Below are 14,055 nucleotides of genomic sequence, written 5' to 3' on the forward strand. Positions count from 1 at the left end.
ACGGTGAGCGCCGACGACAAGTCCAAGATCGCCGGTGAACGCGACCCGGTGCTGAGCTACACCATCGACATCGGCCAGCTGCATTACACCGACACCGTGGCGGTCGTCAGCGGGGTGCAACTCACCGCGCCGGGCGGCGCCGGGCTGACGCCGGGGCAGTACGCCATCGTCGCCTCCGGTGGCAGCGCGGACAACTACGCGCTGCAGTACGTCGACGGCACGTTGACGGTCAAGCCGTCGTCCAACGTCAACTCCGAGAAGCTGACCGACCAGGTGGCACCGGAGGCCGGCACCGGCTCGGCGCCGATCACGACGCTGCCGCCCGTGGGTGGTGCGCCGGCCCCGGCGATCGGTCAGCCTGGCTCGCTGGTCGTCGTCGGCGGCGGTGTCTCCGGTGGCGGCGACGCTCTCGGTGGCCCGGCTCCGGGCGGCTCGCCTGCCGCCGGCACTGGCACCGGCACTGGCACTGGCACTGGCACTGGCACTGGCACTGGCACTGGCACTGGCACTGGCACCGGCTCCGGCACCAGCACCGGCACCGGCACCGGCACCGGCACCGGCACCGGCACCGGCACCGGCACCGGCACCGGTACCGGCACCAGCGACTCCGGCACCGGCGTTTCGGGCTCGTCCGGCAGCACCTCGTCGGCGGGCGCGGCGCCGTCGTCCGCCGGCACGTCCTCTCTGCTCGTCGTCGAGCCGCAGAGCCAGGTGCGTGTGGCGCCGGAGACCGGCTTCCGCTTCGACGCCAGCACCAGCTTCGAGACCCCGCCCGACACGCGGCTGAGCTATAGCGCGCGGCTGGCCGACGGTTCGCCGCTGCCGCCGTGGATGTCGCTGGACACCGCCACCGGCGTGCTCAGCGGCATCGCCCCGGCCGGTGCGCCGGCGATGCTGGAGGTGGTGGTGACCGCGCAGACCGAGGCCGGCGATTCGGCGTCGACAGTCGTGCGCGTCGAGGCGGGGCGCTGAGCCTGCGCCCGTCGCGGCCCGGTGCCGCGGCGGGTGAGGGCGCGTTCAGCCGGCGAGCAACTGGCGCAGCACGTACGGCAGGATGCCGCCGTGGCGCCAGTACTCGACCTCGATCGGCGTGTCGACGCGCAGCGTCACCGCGAGCTCGCGGCGTGTGCCGTCGGCGGCGGTGACGACCAGCGTCGCGTCCGACAGCGGCTGCACCGGCACCGCCAGCCGCACGTCGACGGTCTCGTCGCCGGTCAGTCCCAGGCTCTGCCAGGACTCGCCGGGCTTGAACTGCAGCGGCAGCACGCCCATGCCGATCAGGTTGCTGCGGTGGATGCGTTCGAAGCTGCGTGCGACGACGGCCTTGATGCCCAGCAGCATCGTGCCCTTGGCCGCCCAGTCGCGGCTGGAGCCGGTGCCGTACTCCTCGCCAGCGAAGACCACCGTCGGCACGCCGGCGGCGACGTAGCGCATCGCGGCGTCGTAGATCGGCAGCAGTTCCTTCGTGCCGCGGCCGTCGCGGTACAGCGTGTAGCCGCCTTCGACACGTGAGCCGTCGTCGCGCGGCGGGATCATCAGGTTCTGGATGCGCACGTTGGCGAAGGTGCCGCGCATCATCACCTCGTGATTGCCGCGGCGCGCGCCGTAGCTGTTGAAGTCCGCCGGCAGCACGCCCTGCTCGAGCAGGTAGCGCCCGGCGGGCGTCGTCTCGCGGAAGCTGCCGGCCGGCGAGATGTGGTCGGTGGTGATCGAGTCGCCGAACAGGCCGATGATGCGGGCGCCCTGCACGCCGGGCTGCACCGGCGGTGGCACCAGCGTGAAGTCGCGGAAGAACGGCGGCTCGGCGATGTAGCTGCTCTTCGGCCAGCCGTAGACCTCGCCGCCGGCGCCGGCGATCTGCTGCCACAGCGCGCCGGGGTCGGTCTGCACGCGGGCGTAGTTCTCGCGGTAGGTCGGGCCGTCCATCGCGCTGCGCATCAGCGCCGCGACCTCGTCGCTGGACGGCCAGATGTCGCCCAGCCAGACCTCTCGCCCGTCGTGGCCGCGGCCCACCGGCTCCGTCGTCAGGTCGCGCCGCACCGTGCCGGCGATCGCGTAGGCGACCACCAGCGGCGGGCTGGCGAGGAAGTTGGCCTTCAGGTTGGGGTGGATGCGCGCCTCGAAGTTGCGGTTGCCCGACAGCACCGCGGCGCAGACCAGATCGTTGGCCGTGATGGCTTCGTTGATCTCCGGCGCCAGGTCGCCGGCATTGCCGATGCAGGTCGTGCAGCCGTAGGCGGCGACGGCGAAGCCCAGCCGTTCCAGATACGGCAGCAGCCCGGTCTTCGTCAGGTAGTCGGTGACGATGCGCGAGCCCGGCGCCAGCGAGGTCTTGACGTGCGGTTTGACCGCCAGCCCGGCCTCGACGGCCTTCTTCGCCAGCAGGCCGGCGGCCAGCATCACGCCGGGGTTGCTGGTGTTGGTGCAGCTGGTGATCGCGGCGATCAGCACGTCGCCGTCGCGCAGTTCCAGGCCGTCCTTCGTCTTCACCGCCTGGCCCAGGCGGGCGGCCGGCTGGTTGAAGCCGTTGGCCGCCACCGGCGCCGAGAACAGCTCGCCGAAGCGAGCCTTGACGTCGCCGAGCTCGATGCGGTCCTGCGGCCGCTTCGGCCCGGCCAGGCTGGGCGCGACGCTCGCCAGGTCCAGCCGGATCAGCGTGCTGTAGTCGATCGCGCCGGCCGCCGGCACGCCGAACAGGCCCTGGGCGCGGAAGTAGGCCTCGAAGGCCTCGATCTCGGCCGCCGTGCGCCCGGTGCCGGCGAAGTAGTCGACGGTCTTCTCGTCGACCGGGAAGAAACCCATCGTCGCGCCGTACTCGGGCGCCATGTTGGCGATCGTCGCGCGGTCGGGCACCGACAGCGAACGTGTGCCTTCGCCGCAGAACTCGACGAACTTGCCGACCACCTTCTCGCGCCGCAGGATCTCGGTGATCGTCAGCACCAGGTCGGTGGCGGTGACGCCTTCGCGCAGCCGGCCGGTCAGCTCGAAGCCGACGACGTCGGGCGTCAGCAGGTAGACCGGCTGGTCGAGCATCGCCGCCTCGGCCTCGATGCCGCCGACGCCCCAGCCGACGACGCCGACGCCGTTGATCATCGTCGTGTGGCTGTCGGTGCCGACCAGCGTGTCGGGGTAGAAGACGCCGTCGGCGCCGCGGTGCACGCCGCGCGCCAGGTACTCCAGGTTCACCTGGTGCACGATGCCGAAGCCCGGCGGCACGACGCCGAAAGTGCTGAACGCGCCCATGCCCCACTTCATGAACTGGTAGCGCTCGCGGTTGCGCCTGAACTCCAGCTGCATGTTCAGGTCCAGCGCCTTGGGGCTGCCGTAGTGGTCGACCATCACGCTGTGGTCGACGACCAGGTCCACCGGCACCAGCGGCTCGATGGTCTTCGGGTCGCGCCCCAGGCGCTGGGCGACGTTGCGCATCGCCGCCAGGTCGGCGAGCAACGGCACGCCGGTGAAGTCCTGCAGCACGACACGCGCGACGACGAAGGGGATCTCCTCGGTTCGCTGCGCGTTCGGCGCCCAGCCCGCGAGCTGCTCGACGTGTTCGGCCGTGACCTTGCGGCCGTCGCAGTGGCGCAGCACGCTTTCCAGCACGATGCGCAGCGACACCGGCAGCCGGGCGACACCCGGAAAACGTTCGGCCAGCGCCGGCAGCGAGAACAGGTTGCCTGCGTCGCCCGACGCCGTCTCGAAGCGGCGGATCGTCTCGGCGAACGGGTGGGCGGCGGTGCGGGGCATGCGGTTCCTCCGGTGGCGTGGACCGCAGCCATTGTCGGCACGACGGGGAGGGCGGCAGGGCGGTGGGGCGATAGACGCCCGCGCCCGCCCGGCCGGTCAGGCCAGCGCTTCCATCTCCCGCCGCAGCCGCCACGCCGGCAGTTCCGGCCGGGCGACGACGTCGTCCCAGCACAGCATCTGCCCGGCGGCGACCGGGCGCTTCAGCACCAGATCGTGCGCCAGCCCCAGCGGCAGGCCGCCATGGAAGCGCGACGCTTCGGCCGGCTGCAGGCGGCCGACCACCGTGTAGCCGCCTTCGCCGTCCAGCCGCTCGCCGACCTGCAGGTCGCGCTTGGCGGTGGCGACGACGTCGGCCACCCAGGCGGTGGCGGCGCCGGTGGCCTCGCCACGCAGCGCGACGCTGGCCACCGACCAGCCGACCTCCAGCCCGATCAGGTGCCAGCGTTTGTAGAGCGTGAAGTAGCGCCCGCTCGGGTCGGTCTTGGCGCCGTACTCCTCGAAGCAGTGGCGCACGTAGTCGGCCTCGCCTTCGACCGTCACCCAGACGCCCATGCGGATGTCGTAGTCGATCGGCGTGCCGTCGCGGCGCAGCGAGGAGATGACCTCGACCATGCCTTTGCGCTCCAGCACGCCGCCTTCGGCCTGCGGCCGCGTGACGCCGGGGATCTCGTCGATCGCCGCCGGCGGGTACAGCAGGCCGCCCGAAGGCACCGCCAGCCCGGTGGCGTTGGCCACCGCGGCGCATTCGATCGCCGGCTTGGAGCCGTCGAGGAAGCTGTTGAACATCTTCGGGTTCAGCCCGCCGCGGTCGGCCTGTTCGGGCGTCAGGCCGTAGTGGCCCCAGACGGTCTCCGGCGTCGACTGCGCGAAGTGCGGCAGCCACTTGTGGCCGCGCCCGGCGGCGACGACCGGGAAGCCGCAGGTGCGCGCCCAGTCGACGAGGTCGCAGATCAGCGCCGGTTGGTCGCCGAAGGCCAGCGAGTAGACGACGCCGGCCTCGGCCGCACGCCGCGCCAGCAGCGGGCCGCAGAAGGCGTCGGCCTCGACCGTCACGTTGACGACGTGTTTGCCCTCGGCGAACGCGGCCAGGCAGTGCTCGACCGCGGCCACCGGGTGGCCGGTGCATTCGACGATGAGGTCGATCGCCGGGTGTTGCACCAGCGCCTGCCAGTCCTCGCCGACGTGGGTGCGGCCGTCGGCCAGCGCGGCGTCCAAGCTGGGCGCGGTGGCGCGTGCCGGGTCCCAGCCGACACGCTCGAGGTTGCGGCGCGCGCCGTCCGGCGACAGGTCGGCGATGCCGGCCAGGTGCACGCCCGGCGTGTTGGGCACCTGGGCCAGGTACATCGAGCCGAACTTGCCGGCGCCGATCAGGCCGACGCGGATCGGCCGGCCTTCGACGGCGCGCTGGCGCAGCTGGGTGTGCAGGCCGGTCTTCATGCCGGGCGGCGCACGCGGCGCGCGAGGGGGCAAGACAGCATCGGGATCCTTGTTGTGGTGGCAGACGGCTTGACAAGTGTCATGTCCGGCGCGGAGTGGCGCGCTACGGGTCATCCCGGGCGGGTGCGGGAGGAGGGCGTGTTAGCACGCCCGTCTCCGCTGCGGGCTTTGGCATGGCCAAGGGCGCAAGACTGGCGTCTCGTTCGGTCTGCCATTCCGGCCTTGCACTTGATGCGTAGGTCAGGAATATTCCTTCGGTTTCGCGCACCGGCCGCCGGAGTGCGCCATGGGGCCGACGGATGTTGGCCATCGAGGAGGTTGCGGAGCTGATGCACGACCCTGGAGAGCGATGGAAGCGCAAGCCGCTGCTGGAAGAAAACCCCTGGTCTCTTCTCAGGCCTGTCGGCCTTGCCCGACGCACGGCGCTAGTCGTCATGGCGGGCTGGGTCATCGCGGCCGCCGCTGCGCTCTCGATGCATGAACCTTTCGAATGGGGCTACGCCGTCGTCGGGTTCCTCGGCCTGCTGATGCTCCGCTACGTCCTCCAGCGACTTCGGGGCGTTCCGGCCGAGTTCATCGGCCCGGGCGATGCCGTCACGGAAGACTGGGCTTTCCAGATCCGCCTCTTCACCGACATCGTTGCGCTGCTCTTGCTGGCCTGGTCCGGTGCAACGCTTGTTCTCGGCTTCGAAGCTCTACGCGCCTTGCTGGCATAGTGCCGGCGGGCCACCACAGCTGGAACGACAACTCCCATGAGCAGTGCCGCGCCGCAGTCCGAAGTCTTCGTCATGCGTTCGCTCACGCCCGCCGAGGTGGACCATCTCGCGACCCTCAGTGCGATCAGCCTTGTCGTCGGGGCGCTGGTGCAGTCCATGGGTGGCGATCTCGAAGCGACCTTCGGCCCCGTGGCGCTGCTGGTGACCTACACGGTCTGCTCGCTGTTCGCCGTGGTCTTCGCGTTCGGGTACTGGCGCATGTGCTTCGCTGTCTTCAAACAACGCGCCGCCCCGGCTGCAGACCGTGAGGTCTGATCCCTTGCCGGAAAGAGCCTCGGTCGACCGGCCGTGCTGCGGTGGTCGGTCCCCGGCGCCGCGCGTGTCATGGCGTCTGCAGTCGCTGCGCCGAGACGTTCGGCCATGAGTCCGGCCAACACACGAGCCGTGGTGCTTGCGGGCATAGGTTCGGCGGGACTCGTGCTCCTGGGCTTCCGGGCTGCACTGGAAGGCGCCGGCCCCTACCAGACGCTGCCCGGGCTGGAGACGGCTCTCGCCGCCGGATTGGGACTCGGCAAATTCCTGGTGCTGACCGTCGTCGGCCTGGCCGCATGTCGGGTCGGCAGCATCGGCCACGCGGTGCGGCGCCGGGCGGCTTTCGTCGGTCTGGTCATCGTGGCCGCAGGTGCCACCCTGGCCGCGCCTCTGCTGGCATCGTCGGCACTTGCAAGCCTCTGCGTGCGTCCGTCTCTCTGTCCGGACATCGGCAACCCTCTGCTGTGGGCTTACCTGCGAGGCTTCACCGCTCTTCCATGGGCGCCGATGCTCGTCGGGCCTCTGGTGGCCTCGGCGATGTATGTCCGCACGAGGCGTACGGTAGGCCACCTCGGGGACTCTTGACGCCAGTTTCCGCGGCGAACTCGGGAGGACCCGGGCGGATCCCGATACGAGTCCATCCCGTTTGGGATAAACTGTCGTCTCAAATGAGACGAGGTGTGGCGATGAGCGTGATGGAGAACAGGGTTCGCAGCGAGGCCGCCGCATCCGCCTCCGGCCGGCGCGCCCCGCTGCGCTCGGCGTCGTCGACGGGTGACGACTTGCTGAGCCGCCTGCTTCAGGCCGATCCGAGCCAGGAGCCCGGCTTGTTGCAGCGACTGGATGCCTTGTCGCCGCTGCAGACGGTCACGCTCGTCAAGACCGGCGTGCGCGCCGGGTGGGTGCCGCCGCTGGCCAGCAGCCTGGGCATGAGCCGCGACCGGCTCTATGCGACGCTGGGGCTGCCGCGCGCGACGATGGAGCGGCGCCTGGCCAAGGACGAGCCGCTGTCGGCCGAGCAGAGTTCACGCGTGCTCGGCATCGCGCGCCTGATCGGCCAGGTGCAGGCCATGCTGGACGAGTCGGGCACGCCCGCCGGTTTCGACGCCGGTGCCTGGGTCGGCCGCTGGCTCGGCGAGCCCGTGCCGGCGCTCGGCGGCCGCTGCCCGGCCGAGCTGATGGACACCGCCGAGGGCCAGATGATGGTCGCCAACCTGCTGGCGCGCGCCCAAAGCGGCGCCTACGCCTGAATGATCGTCTGGCGCATCGCCAGCGACACCCGCGACTTCCTCGCCGAGGACCTGTCGGGGCGCGGCGCGGAGAAGACCGGCGGCCGCTGGAACCGTGCCGGAAGCCCCGTCGTCTACTGCGCCGGCTCGATCGCACTGGCCTGCCTGGAGACCGTCGTGCATCTGCAGGTCGCCGGCCTGCCGCTGAACCGCTTCCTGGTGCGGGTCGACATCCCCGACGAAGTCTGGGCCCGCCGCCAGACGCTGCAGGCGGCCTCGCTGCCGGTCGGCTGGAGCGCGATCCCCGAAGGCCTGGTGTCGGTCGAACTCGGCCAGCGCTGGCTGGCGTCGATGGCGTCGGCGGTGCTCGAACTGCCGTCGGTCATCGTGCCCGAGGAGAACAACTGCCTGATCAACCCGCGCCATCCGGACGCGGCGGGCATCACGGCCTTGAAGCTCAGGAGCTGGAGTTATGACGGGCGGTTCGATCGCAGGGCTTAGGCGCCACCGAAGGCACGCTGGTGCGTCGGCCGGAAGCTGTTCTTCGCGGGCCATGGCGCCTGCGACTCGTCGCGTATGAAGGCCCCCACCTTGTTGGAGCTGGCCGGCCCGCGGGGTGGCACCGTGGCCGATGCACAGAGGATCCTGCGAAGCCTGCCGCGCTGGTTCGGCGTCGACTCGGCTCTCCTCCGGTACGCGCAGGACACGCAGCGATTCCCCACCTTCTGGGCTGCCGAGCGCGGCTGCGCGATCGCCTTCATGACATTGCGGGAGCATTTCCCGGCGTCATGGGAGGTCCATTGCATGGCGGTGCAAGCCGACGCACGCGCGAAAGGCGTCGGGCGACAGCTGCACCGGCACGTCGAGCACTGGCTGCTCGCGCACGGTGCGCGCCACCTGCAGGTCAAGACGGTGGCCGCCGGGTATCCGAGTCCCGAGTACGCCGAGACACGTTCCTTCTACAAGGCTCTGGGTTATGACGAGCTGGAGGTGTTTTCCGACTTATGGCGGCCGGGGCTGCCCGTTCTGCAACTGATCAAGGCCTTGCACGGCGCGGCTTGAAACTAGTCAGACCTGGAGTCCGGCATGACGTGCCCGGGTGCTGCTTTCAATCCGGTGCGCCGAACAGCGATTGAAGCAATGCCTGGGCTTTCTCCTTGCCCTGTGCCGTGAACACTACCGACCGGGCCTTTCCGGCCGGGTCGGAGATCAGACCCTTGGCGTGCAGCCGGTCCAGGGCGTCCCAGTCGAAGGACTTCCAGGCGCGCTCGCCTTCATGCAGCCCCAGCAACAGCAGAGCGAGAACGGCGTCGTCGATGCGGTCGGTGTCGAGTTTCATGGTCTCGATGTTCGCGGCATCGGTGCGTCGAACGCAAACGAGGCGCCTGCTTCGCTCGCGGGGCACGGGCTGGGGAATGTGAAGCGGCGCGGCCTTCCGTCCCGGTTGTGGCAAGCTACGCCAGTGAAGCATCCCCCGCGAGGCGCCCATGTCGAGCAAGCTTGAAGTCCTGCAGGCCGAAGTGCTCCGCCTGTCGCCCGCCGACCGCGCCCGCCTGCTCGACCGGCTGATCGCGAGCCTGGACGTGGACGCCAAGGCCGAGGCGGTGTGGGATGAACTGGCAGATCGTCGCGAAATCGAGCTCGCTGCTGGCGAGGTGGCGGCCGTTTCCCTGGACATCGCCGTCGCGCGGCTGGAGGCTCGCTTTCCGGGATGAAGGTCGTTCTTCATCCAGCGGCCGAACAAGACCTGCTGGACGCGGCCGCCTTCTACGAGCGCGAAGGGTCTCCGGCACTGGCGGCGCGTTTCGTCGCCGAGTTCAAGCGGACGGGCGCTCTGCTGGCCCGCCAGCCCGAGATTGGGACTCCCCGCAGCCGGGGACGCCGGGGATTGGCGATGACCGTCTTCCCGTACACGCTGATCTATCGCGTCGACGGCGACTTGCTCAAGATCCTCGTCGTCAAGCACGACAGCCGGCGACCCGGCTACGGCGGCTCCCGGTCCTAGGAGTCCAGCAGGAACGTCCTGCGTCCCGTCGCGCGATGCTCCCGGCGAGGCCCGCCTTCGCTCAGCTTTCGGTCCAGATCTCCGCCATCACCGCCTCGAACCGCGCCTGGATCGCCGCACGATCCGGCGCCGTCCAGCGCCCGGCCACCAGCGTGCGGCGGAACGGCGCCGCCGGTGTCCCGAACACCAGCCCGTCGAGGCGGTGACCCGGTGGCAGGCCCGCCAGCGCCGGTTCGGCCGGGTCGAGTTCGACCAGATCGGCCCGCGCGCCGACCTCCAGCCCCCAGCGCGCGAAACCCGCGGCCGTGCCGCCGCCGGCGCGCAAGCGCTCGAAGAGTCGCGCCGCGCTCGATGGTTCGACTCCGGGGGCTGCCGAGACGTTGCGCCGCCGGTGCAGCAGCCGCTGCCCCCATTCCAGCCAGCGCAGCTCCTCGGGCCAGGCGCGCACGACCTGGCTGTCCGAGCCGACCGCCAGCGGCACGCCGGCGTCCAGCCAGCGCGGCAGGTCGCAGAAACCGTCGCCGAGGTCGGCTTCGGTCGCCGGGCAGATGACGACACCCGCGCCGGACGCTGCGACGGCCTCGATCTCCCCGGGCGTCGCATGCGTCGCGTGCACCAGCTGCCAGCGCGCGTCCAGGCCGGCGTGGCGCGCCAGCCATTCGATCGGCCGGCAGCCGGTGGCCGCCAGGCAGTCGTCGACCTCGGCGGTCTGCTCGGCGACGTGCACGTGCAGCGGGCCGTCGCAGGCCGCGGCCAGTTCGGCGATCGACGCCGGCCGTGCGGCGCGCAGCGAGTGCACCGCGGCACCGACCGTCACGCCGGGGCGGCCGCGCAGCGTCGAGGCGATGTCCAGCACTTGCTGCGGCGTCGTCGCGAAACGGCGCTGGTCGGGGCGCAGTGTCTCGGCCTGGAAGCCGGCGCGTTCGTACAGCACCGGCAGCAGCGTCAGGCCGATGCCGGCGTCCTGCGCCGCGTCGGCCAGCGCCAACGACATCGCCGCCGGCTCGGCATAGGGCTGGCCGTCGAGATCGTGGTGCAGGTAGTGGAACTCGCAGACCTGGCTGTAGCCGCCGGCCAGCAGCTCGGCGTAGAGATGGGCGGCGACGGCGCGCAGCTGCTCGGGCCGCAGCTTCGCCGCGACGCCGTACATGCGGTCGCGCCAGGACCAGAAGTCGTCGTGCGCGTCGTCGCGGCGTTCGGACAGGCCGACGAAAGCGCGCTGGAAGGCGTGGCTGTGGGCGTCGACCAGCGCCGGCAACACCTCGCCGGCCAGGCGTTCGGCGCCGGGGGGCGGCGCGACGCCGCAGTCGACGGCCGCCCAGCAGCCGTCGGCGCCGACGGCCAGCCGCACCTGCTCGCGCCAGCACCCGCCGACCCAGGCGCGGGGCGCCCAGAGCTCGGTGATCACGGCCGCCATGCGAGCATCGTCTCGGCCAGCGTGCGCAGCACGGCGCGCGCGTCGGCGGCGCGTGCCGCGTCCCAGACCGGCGGCATCGCCTCGGCCAGGTAACACGGCCAGGTCATCTCCATCTGCACCGCGTGCACGCCGTCGTGCGGACGTCCGTAGTGGCGCGTGATGTAGCCGCCCTTGAAACGCCCGTCGACGACGTGGCCGAAGCGGCTCTGCGCCGCCAGCACCGCGGCCAGGCGCTCGCGCAGCGCCGGCGCGCAGGCGCTGCCGGCGGCCGTGCCGAGGTTCAGGTCGGGCAGCCGGCCTTCGAACAGCCAGGGCAGCTCGGCGGCGATGCTGTGGCCGTCGAACAGCACGACGTGGCCGTGTTCGGCCTGCAGCCGCGCCAGCTCGCCTTGCAGCGCTGCGTGGTACGGCCGCCAGTAGGTGGCGACACGGCGCTGCACCTCGGCCTCGTCGGGCGCCCGGCCCTCGCGGTACAGCGGCTCGCCGCTGAAGAAACGTGTCGGGCAGAGCTCGGTGTTGTTCTGGCCCGGGTACATCGGCGTGTTCTCGGGCGGGCGGTTCAGGTCGACGACGTAGCGGGCGTAACGCGGCACGATCAGGCTGGCGCCGAGTTCGGCCGCGAAGTCGTAGAGCCGGTCCAGGTGCCAGTCGCAGTCCTCGACGGCCAGCGCACGCGGCAGCAGCGTGGCGGCGACTTCGGGCGCGATCTCGGTGCCGGCGTGCGGCACGCTGATGACCAGCGGGCGCGTGCCGCGGTGCAGGGTGTAGGTCTCGTTCATCGTGCGATGCCTCCGACGACGGTGCCGCGGCAGGGCGCGCGGCCCATCCAGTAGGCGAGTTCGGCCGGGTGGCCCAGGTCCCAGACGGCGAGGTCGGCGCGTTGGCCGACGGCAAGCCGGCCGCGGTCGGCCAGGCCCAGCGCGCGCGCGGCGTTGACGGTGAAGCCGCGCAGCGCTTCTTCGGGCGTCATGCGGAACAGCGTGCAGGCCTGGTTCATCACCAGCGTCGGCGACAGGATCGGCGAGGTGCCCGGGTTGTGGTCGGTGGCCAGCGCGACGGGCACGCCGGCCTCGCGCAGCGCGGCCAGCGGCGGCAGCTTGGTCTCGCGCAGGCAGTAGAAGGCGCCGGGCAGCAGCATCGCGACGCTGCCGGCGGCGGCCATCGCACGCACGCCGGCCGGCGACAGCCACTCCAGGTGGTCGCAGGACAGCGCGCCTTGGCGCGCCGCCAGCGCCGCGCCGCCCTGGTCGCTGAGCTGCTCGGCGTGCAGCTTGACCGGCAGGCCCAGCCTGCGCGCGGCGGTAAAGAAACGGTCGACCTGCGCCGGCGTGAAGGCGATCGTCTCGCAGAAGGCGTCGACGGCGTCGACCAGGCCTTGCGCGTGCAGCGCCGGCAGCCAGCCGATCGCGGCGGTGACGTAGTCGTCGGCGCGGCCTTCGTGTTCGGGCGGCAGCGCGTGCAGGCCGAGGAAGCTGGTGCGCACCGTCAGCCCGGTCTCGGCGCCGAGCCGGCGCGCGACGCGCAGGCAGCGTGCCTCGGCCTCCAGCTCCAGCCCGTAGCCGGACTTGATCTCCAGCGTCGTCACGCCGTCGGCGGCCAGCGCGCGGGCGCGGGGCAGCGCGGCGGCGAACAGCGCCGCGTCGTCGGCGGCGCGTGTCGCCGCCACCGTCGAGCGGATGCCGCCGCCGGCGCGTGCGATGTCTTCGTAGCTCGCGCCCTGCAGCCGCAGCTCGAACTCGCGCGCGCGGTCGCCGCCGTAGACGAGGTGGGTGTGGCCGTCGATCAGGCCCGGCGTGACGAGTGCGCCGCCGAGGCGGTGCTCGGCCTCGGGTGCCAGCCCGGCGGGCAGTTCGGCCTCGGGGCCGGCCCAGGCGATCGTGTCGCCGTCGGCGAGCAGCGCGCCGTGGTCGATCAGGCCCCAGCCGGTGTCGCCGGCCAGCGTCACCAGGCGCGCGTCGCGCCAGAGCGTCAGCGCCATCTCAGTTCTCCCGGTTCGATGCCGACCCAGACGCCGGCCGGCGCCGCCGGCGTGTCGTCCAGGTCCCAGAACAGCGTCTGCGTGGCGGGCTCGTACAGCGCCTGCAGCGGCGCGGTGCCGCGGTCCAGCGCCAGGCTGCCGTGCAGATCACGCAGCATCAGGTTCAGCGCACGCGCCCGGCCGCCGTGCACGCGGCAGTGCGGCGGCAGCGCGCCGTCGAAGGCCAGCGGCGGGTCGCCGGGCCGCAGCGCCAGCACACGGTTGCCGAACGCCAGCTCGACCGCGTCGCCTTCGACCAGCGCCAGCCAGCGCCACACGCCGGGCAGCGCCGAGAACGGCCCGTCGGTCTCCAGCTCGGCCAGGCTCAGCCGCCAGCGCCAGTGGCCGCCACGCGGGCCGGCGACCAGCTCGCGTGTGCGCCCGCCGCCGTTGGCCCAGGGCCGCGGCGCGACCTCGGCGGCGTGCACGGTGATCACGGCCGGAACCCGCCTTCGAGGTGGTAGCGCCGGCCCGGGTGCACCAGGCGCGCGATCGTGATCGGGCCGTCGAGACGGCGTGTGCGGCGCACGACGACGAGGCAGGGGTCGCCTTCGGCGATCGCCAGCTGCCGGGCTTCGTCGGCGCTCGCGGCGCTGGCCTCGACGCTGTACTCGGCTTCCCACAGCGGCGCCACCTGCAGCAGGTAGTGCGTCGGTGTCGTCGTCGCGAAATCGACGTCCAGGTAGCCGGGCGCCGCCGCCGGGTTGACGTAGCGGTCTTCCAGCTGCAGCGGCACGCCGTCGGCGCGGTGCACGATGACGGTGTGGAACACCGGCGCGCCCGGCGCCAGGCCCAGGCGTTCGGCCAGCGCCGGCGGCGCCGATTCCTCGGCCTTCAGCAGGACTTCGGCATCATGCTGCTGGCCGCGCGCCGCCAGCTCCTCGTGCAGGTCGCGGATCGTCAGCGTCGACGCCAGCCGGTGGCGCTGCGCGGCGAAGGTGCCGACACCCTGCGACCGTTCGACCAGGCCTTCGCCCTGCAGCTCGCGCAGCGCGCGGTTGACGGTCATGCGGCTGACGCCGAAACGCGCGACGAGCTCGGCTTCGGACGGCATCAGCGCGCCCGGCGGCCACTCGCCGCGTTCGAGTCCGTCCTTCAGGAAGCGCTTGACCCGCGCGTACGGGGCCTCGGCCGTGTCCGGGGAAACCATGGCCGGATGGTAGTTGCGACGACTTGTC

The 14,055-nt window shown here is 72.0% G+C and carries 17 protein-coding genes; 9 read left to right on the plus strand and 8 right to left on the minus strand.

What is annotated here, in order from left to right; genetic code table 11:
- Positions 1–972: MBG domain-containing protein (locus G5B56_RS20105; RefSeq protein WP_310733810.1), on the plus strand; the 972-nt coding region annotated here is incomplete at its 5' end.
- A 45-nt stretch (positions 973–1,017) separates the two neighbouring features.
- Here G5B56_RS20105 and acnA read toward each other — a convergent pair.
- Complete coding sequence (gene acnA / locus G5B56_RS17145; RefSeq protein ID WP_164964001.1) at positions 1,018–3,744, minus strand: aconitate hydratase AcnA; 2,727 nt, start codon at positions 3,742–3,744, stop codon at positions 1,018–1,020.
- 96 nt (positions 3,745–3,840) lie between these two features.
- Positions 3,841–5,181, minus strand: a complete 1,341-nt coding sequence (locus tag G5B56_RS17150; RefSeq protein WP_164964002.1) for an NAD(P)H-dependent oxidoreductase — start codon at positions 5,179–5,181, stop codon at positions 3,841–3,843.
- Positions 5,182–5,480: 299 nt separating this feature from the next.
- Between G5B56_RS17150 and G5B56_RS17155 the strand changes: the two genes are divergently transcribed.
- From G5B56_RS17155 to G5B56_RS17180, 6 genes are all read left to right on the plus strand, one after another.
- A complete protein-coding gene (locus G5B56_RS17155) occupies positions 5,481–5,897 on the plus strand; it encodes a hypothetical protein (RefSeq protein WP_164964003.1) in 417 nt (138 codons plus the stop codon).
- A gap of 36 nt (positions 5,898–5,933) precedes the next feature.
- Positions 5,934–6,212, plus strand: coding sequence for a hypothetical protein (locus G5B56_RS17160; protein ID WP_164964004.1), 279 nt, complete (start codon positions 5,934–5,936; stop codon positions 6,210–6,212).
- Positions 6,213–6,317: 105 nt separating this feature from the next.
- Positions 6,318–6,794, plus strand: coding sequence for a hypothetical protein (locus G5B56_RS17165; RefSeq protein WP_164964005.1), 477 nt, complete (start codon positions 6,318–6,320; stop codon positions 6,792–6,794).
- 242 nt (positions 6,795–7,036) lie between these two features.
- Positions 7,037–7,459: an antitoxin Xre/MbcA/ParS toxin-binding domain-containing protein gene (locus tag G5B56_RS17170; RefSeq protein WP_240920833.1), complete on the plus strand. Its 423-nt coding sequence runs from the start codon at positions 7,037–7,039 to the stop codon at positions 7,457–7,459.
- Positions 7,460–7,939: an RES family NAD+ phosphorylase gene (locus G5B56_RS17175; protein ID WP_164964006.1), complete on the plus strand. Its 480-nt coding sequence runs from the start codon at positions 7,460–7,462 to the stop codon at positions 7,937–7,939.
- Between the two features lie 75 nt (positions 7,940–8,014).
- The gene (locus G5B56_RS17180) at positions 8,015–8,500 is read left to right on the plus strand and encodes a GNAT family N-acetyltransferase (protein WP_164964007.1); all 486 of its coding nucleotides are present in this window, start codon (positions 8,015–8,017) and stop codon (positions 8,498–8,500) included.
- Positions 8,501–8,546: 46 nt separating this feature from the next.
- Here the strand turns inward: G5B56_RS17180 and G5B56_RS17185 are convergent, their stop codons facing one another.
- Positions 8,547–8,777: a DUF6429 family protein gene (locus tag G5B56_RS17185; RefSeq protein WP_164964008.1), complete on the minus strand. Its 231-nt coding sequence runs from the start codon at positions 8,775–8,777 to the stop codon at positions 8,547–8,549.
- Positions 8,778–8,925: 148 nt separating this feature from the next.
- Here G5B56_RS17185 and G5B56_RS17190 point away from each other — a divergent pair, with 148 nt between their 5' ends.
- Positions 8,926–9,153 (plus strand): addiction module protein, encoded by a 228-nt coding sequence (locus G5B56_RS17190; RefSeq protein WP_164964009.1) that lies wholly within the window; start codon positions 8,926–8,928, stop codon positions 9,151–9,153.
- Entirely contained in the window at positions 9,150–9,443 is a 294-nt protein-coding gene (locus G5B56_RS17195) for a type II toxin-antitoxin system RelE/ParE family toxin (protein WP_164964010.1), read from the plus strand. The genes G5B56_RS17190 and G5B56_RS17195 overlap by 4 nt, the downstream gene beginning before the upstream one ends.
- A 61-nt stretch (positions 9,444–9,504) precedes the next feature.
- Here G5B56_RS17195 and hutF read toward each other — a convergent pair whose 3' ends face one another.
- Genes hutF through hutC form a run of 5 tightly spaced genes read right to left on the minus strand, consistent with a single transcriptional unit; the run spans position 9,505 to position 14,027 of the window.
- A complete protein-coding gene (hutF, locus tag G5B56_RS17200; protein ID WP_164964011.1) occupies positions 9,505–10,860 on the minus strand; it encodes a formimidoylglutamate deiminase in 1,356 nt (451 codons plus the stop codon).
- Positions 10,848–11,639: an N-formylglutamate deformylase gene (gene hutG / locus G5B56_RS17205; protein ID WP_164964012.1), complete on the minus strand. Its 792-nt coding sequence runs from the start codon at positions 11,637–11,639 to the stop codon at positions 10,848–10,850. The genes hutF and hutG overlap by 13 nt, the downstream gene beginning before the upstream one ends.
- On the minus strand, positions 11,636–12,838 hold the full coding sequence (hutI, locus tag G5B56_RS17210) for an imidazolonepropionase (RefSeq protein ID WP_164964013.1): 1,203 nt from the start codon (positions 12,836–12,838) through the stop codon (positions 11,636–11,638). The genes hutG and hutI overlap by 4 nt, the downstream gene beginning before the upstream one ends.
- On the minus strand, positions 12,829–13,314 hold the full coding sequence (locus G5B56_RS17215; protein ID WP_164964014.1) for a HutD family protein: 486 nt from the start codon (positions 13,312–13,314) through the stop codon (positions 12,829–12,831). The genes hutI and G5B56_RS17215 overlap by 10 nt, the downstream gene beginning before the upstream one ends.
- Positions 13,311–14,027 carry a histidine utilization repressor gene (gene hutC, locus G5B56_RS17220; RefSeq protein WP_164964015.1) on the minus strand — a complete coding sequence of 239 codons (717 nt, stop codon included), beginning with the start codon at positions 14,025–14,027 and terminating at the stop codon, positions 13,311–13,313. The genes G5B56_RS17215 and hutC overlap by 4 nt, the downstream gene beginning before the upstream one ends.
- Positions 14,028–14,055 lie beyond the last annotated feature (28 nt).

The organism is Rubrivivax sp. JA1026 (assembly GCF_011065555.1).
In the GTDB taxonomy this organism is placed as follows: Bacteria; Pseudomonadota; Gammaproteobacteria; order Burkholderiales; family Burkholderiaceae_C; genus Rubrivivax; species Rubrivivax benzoatilyticus.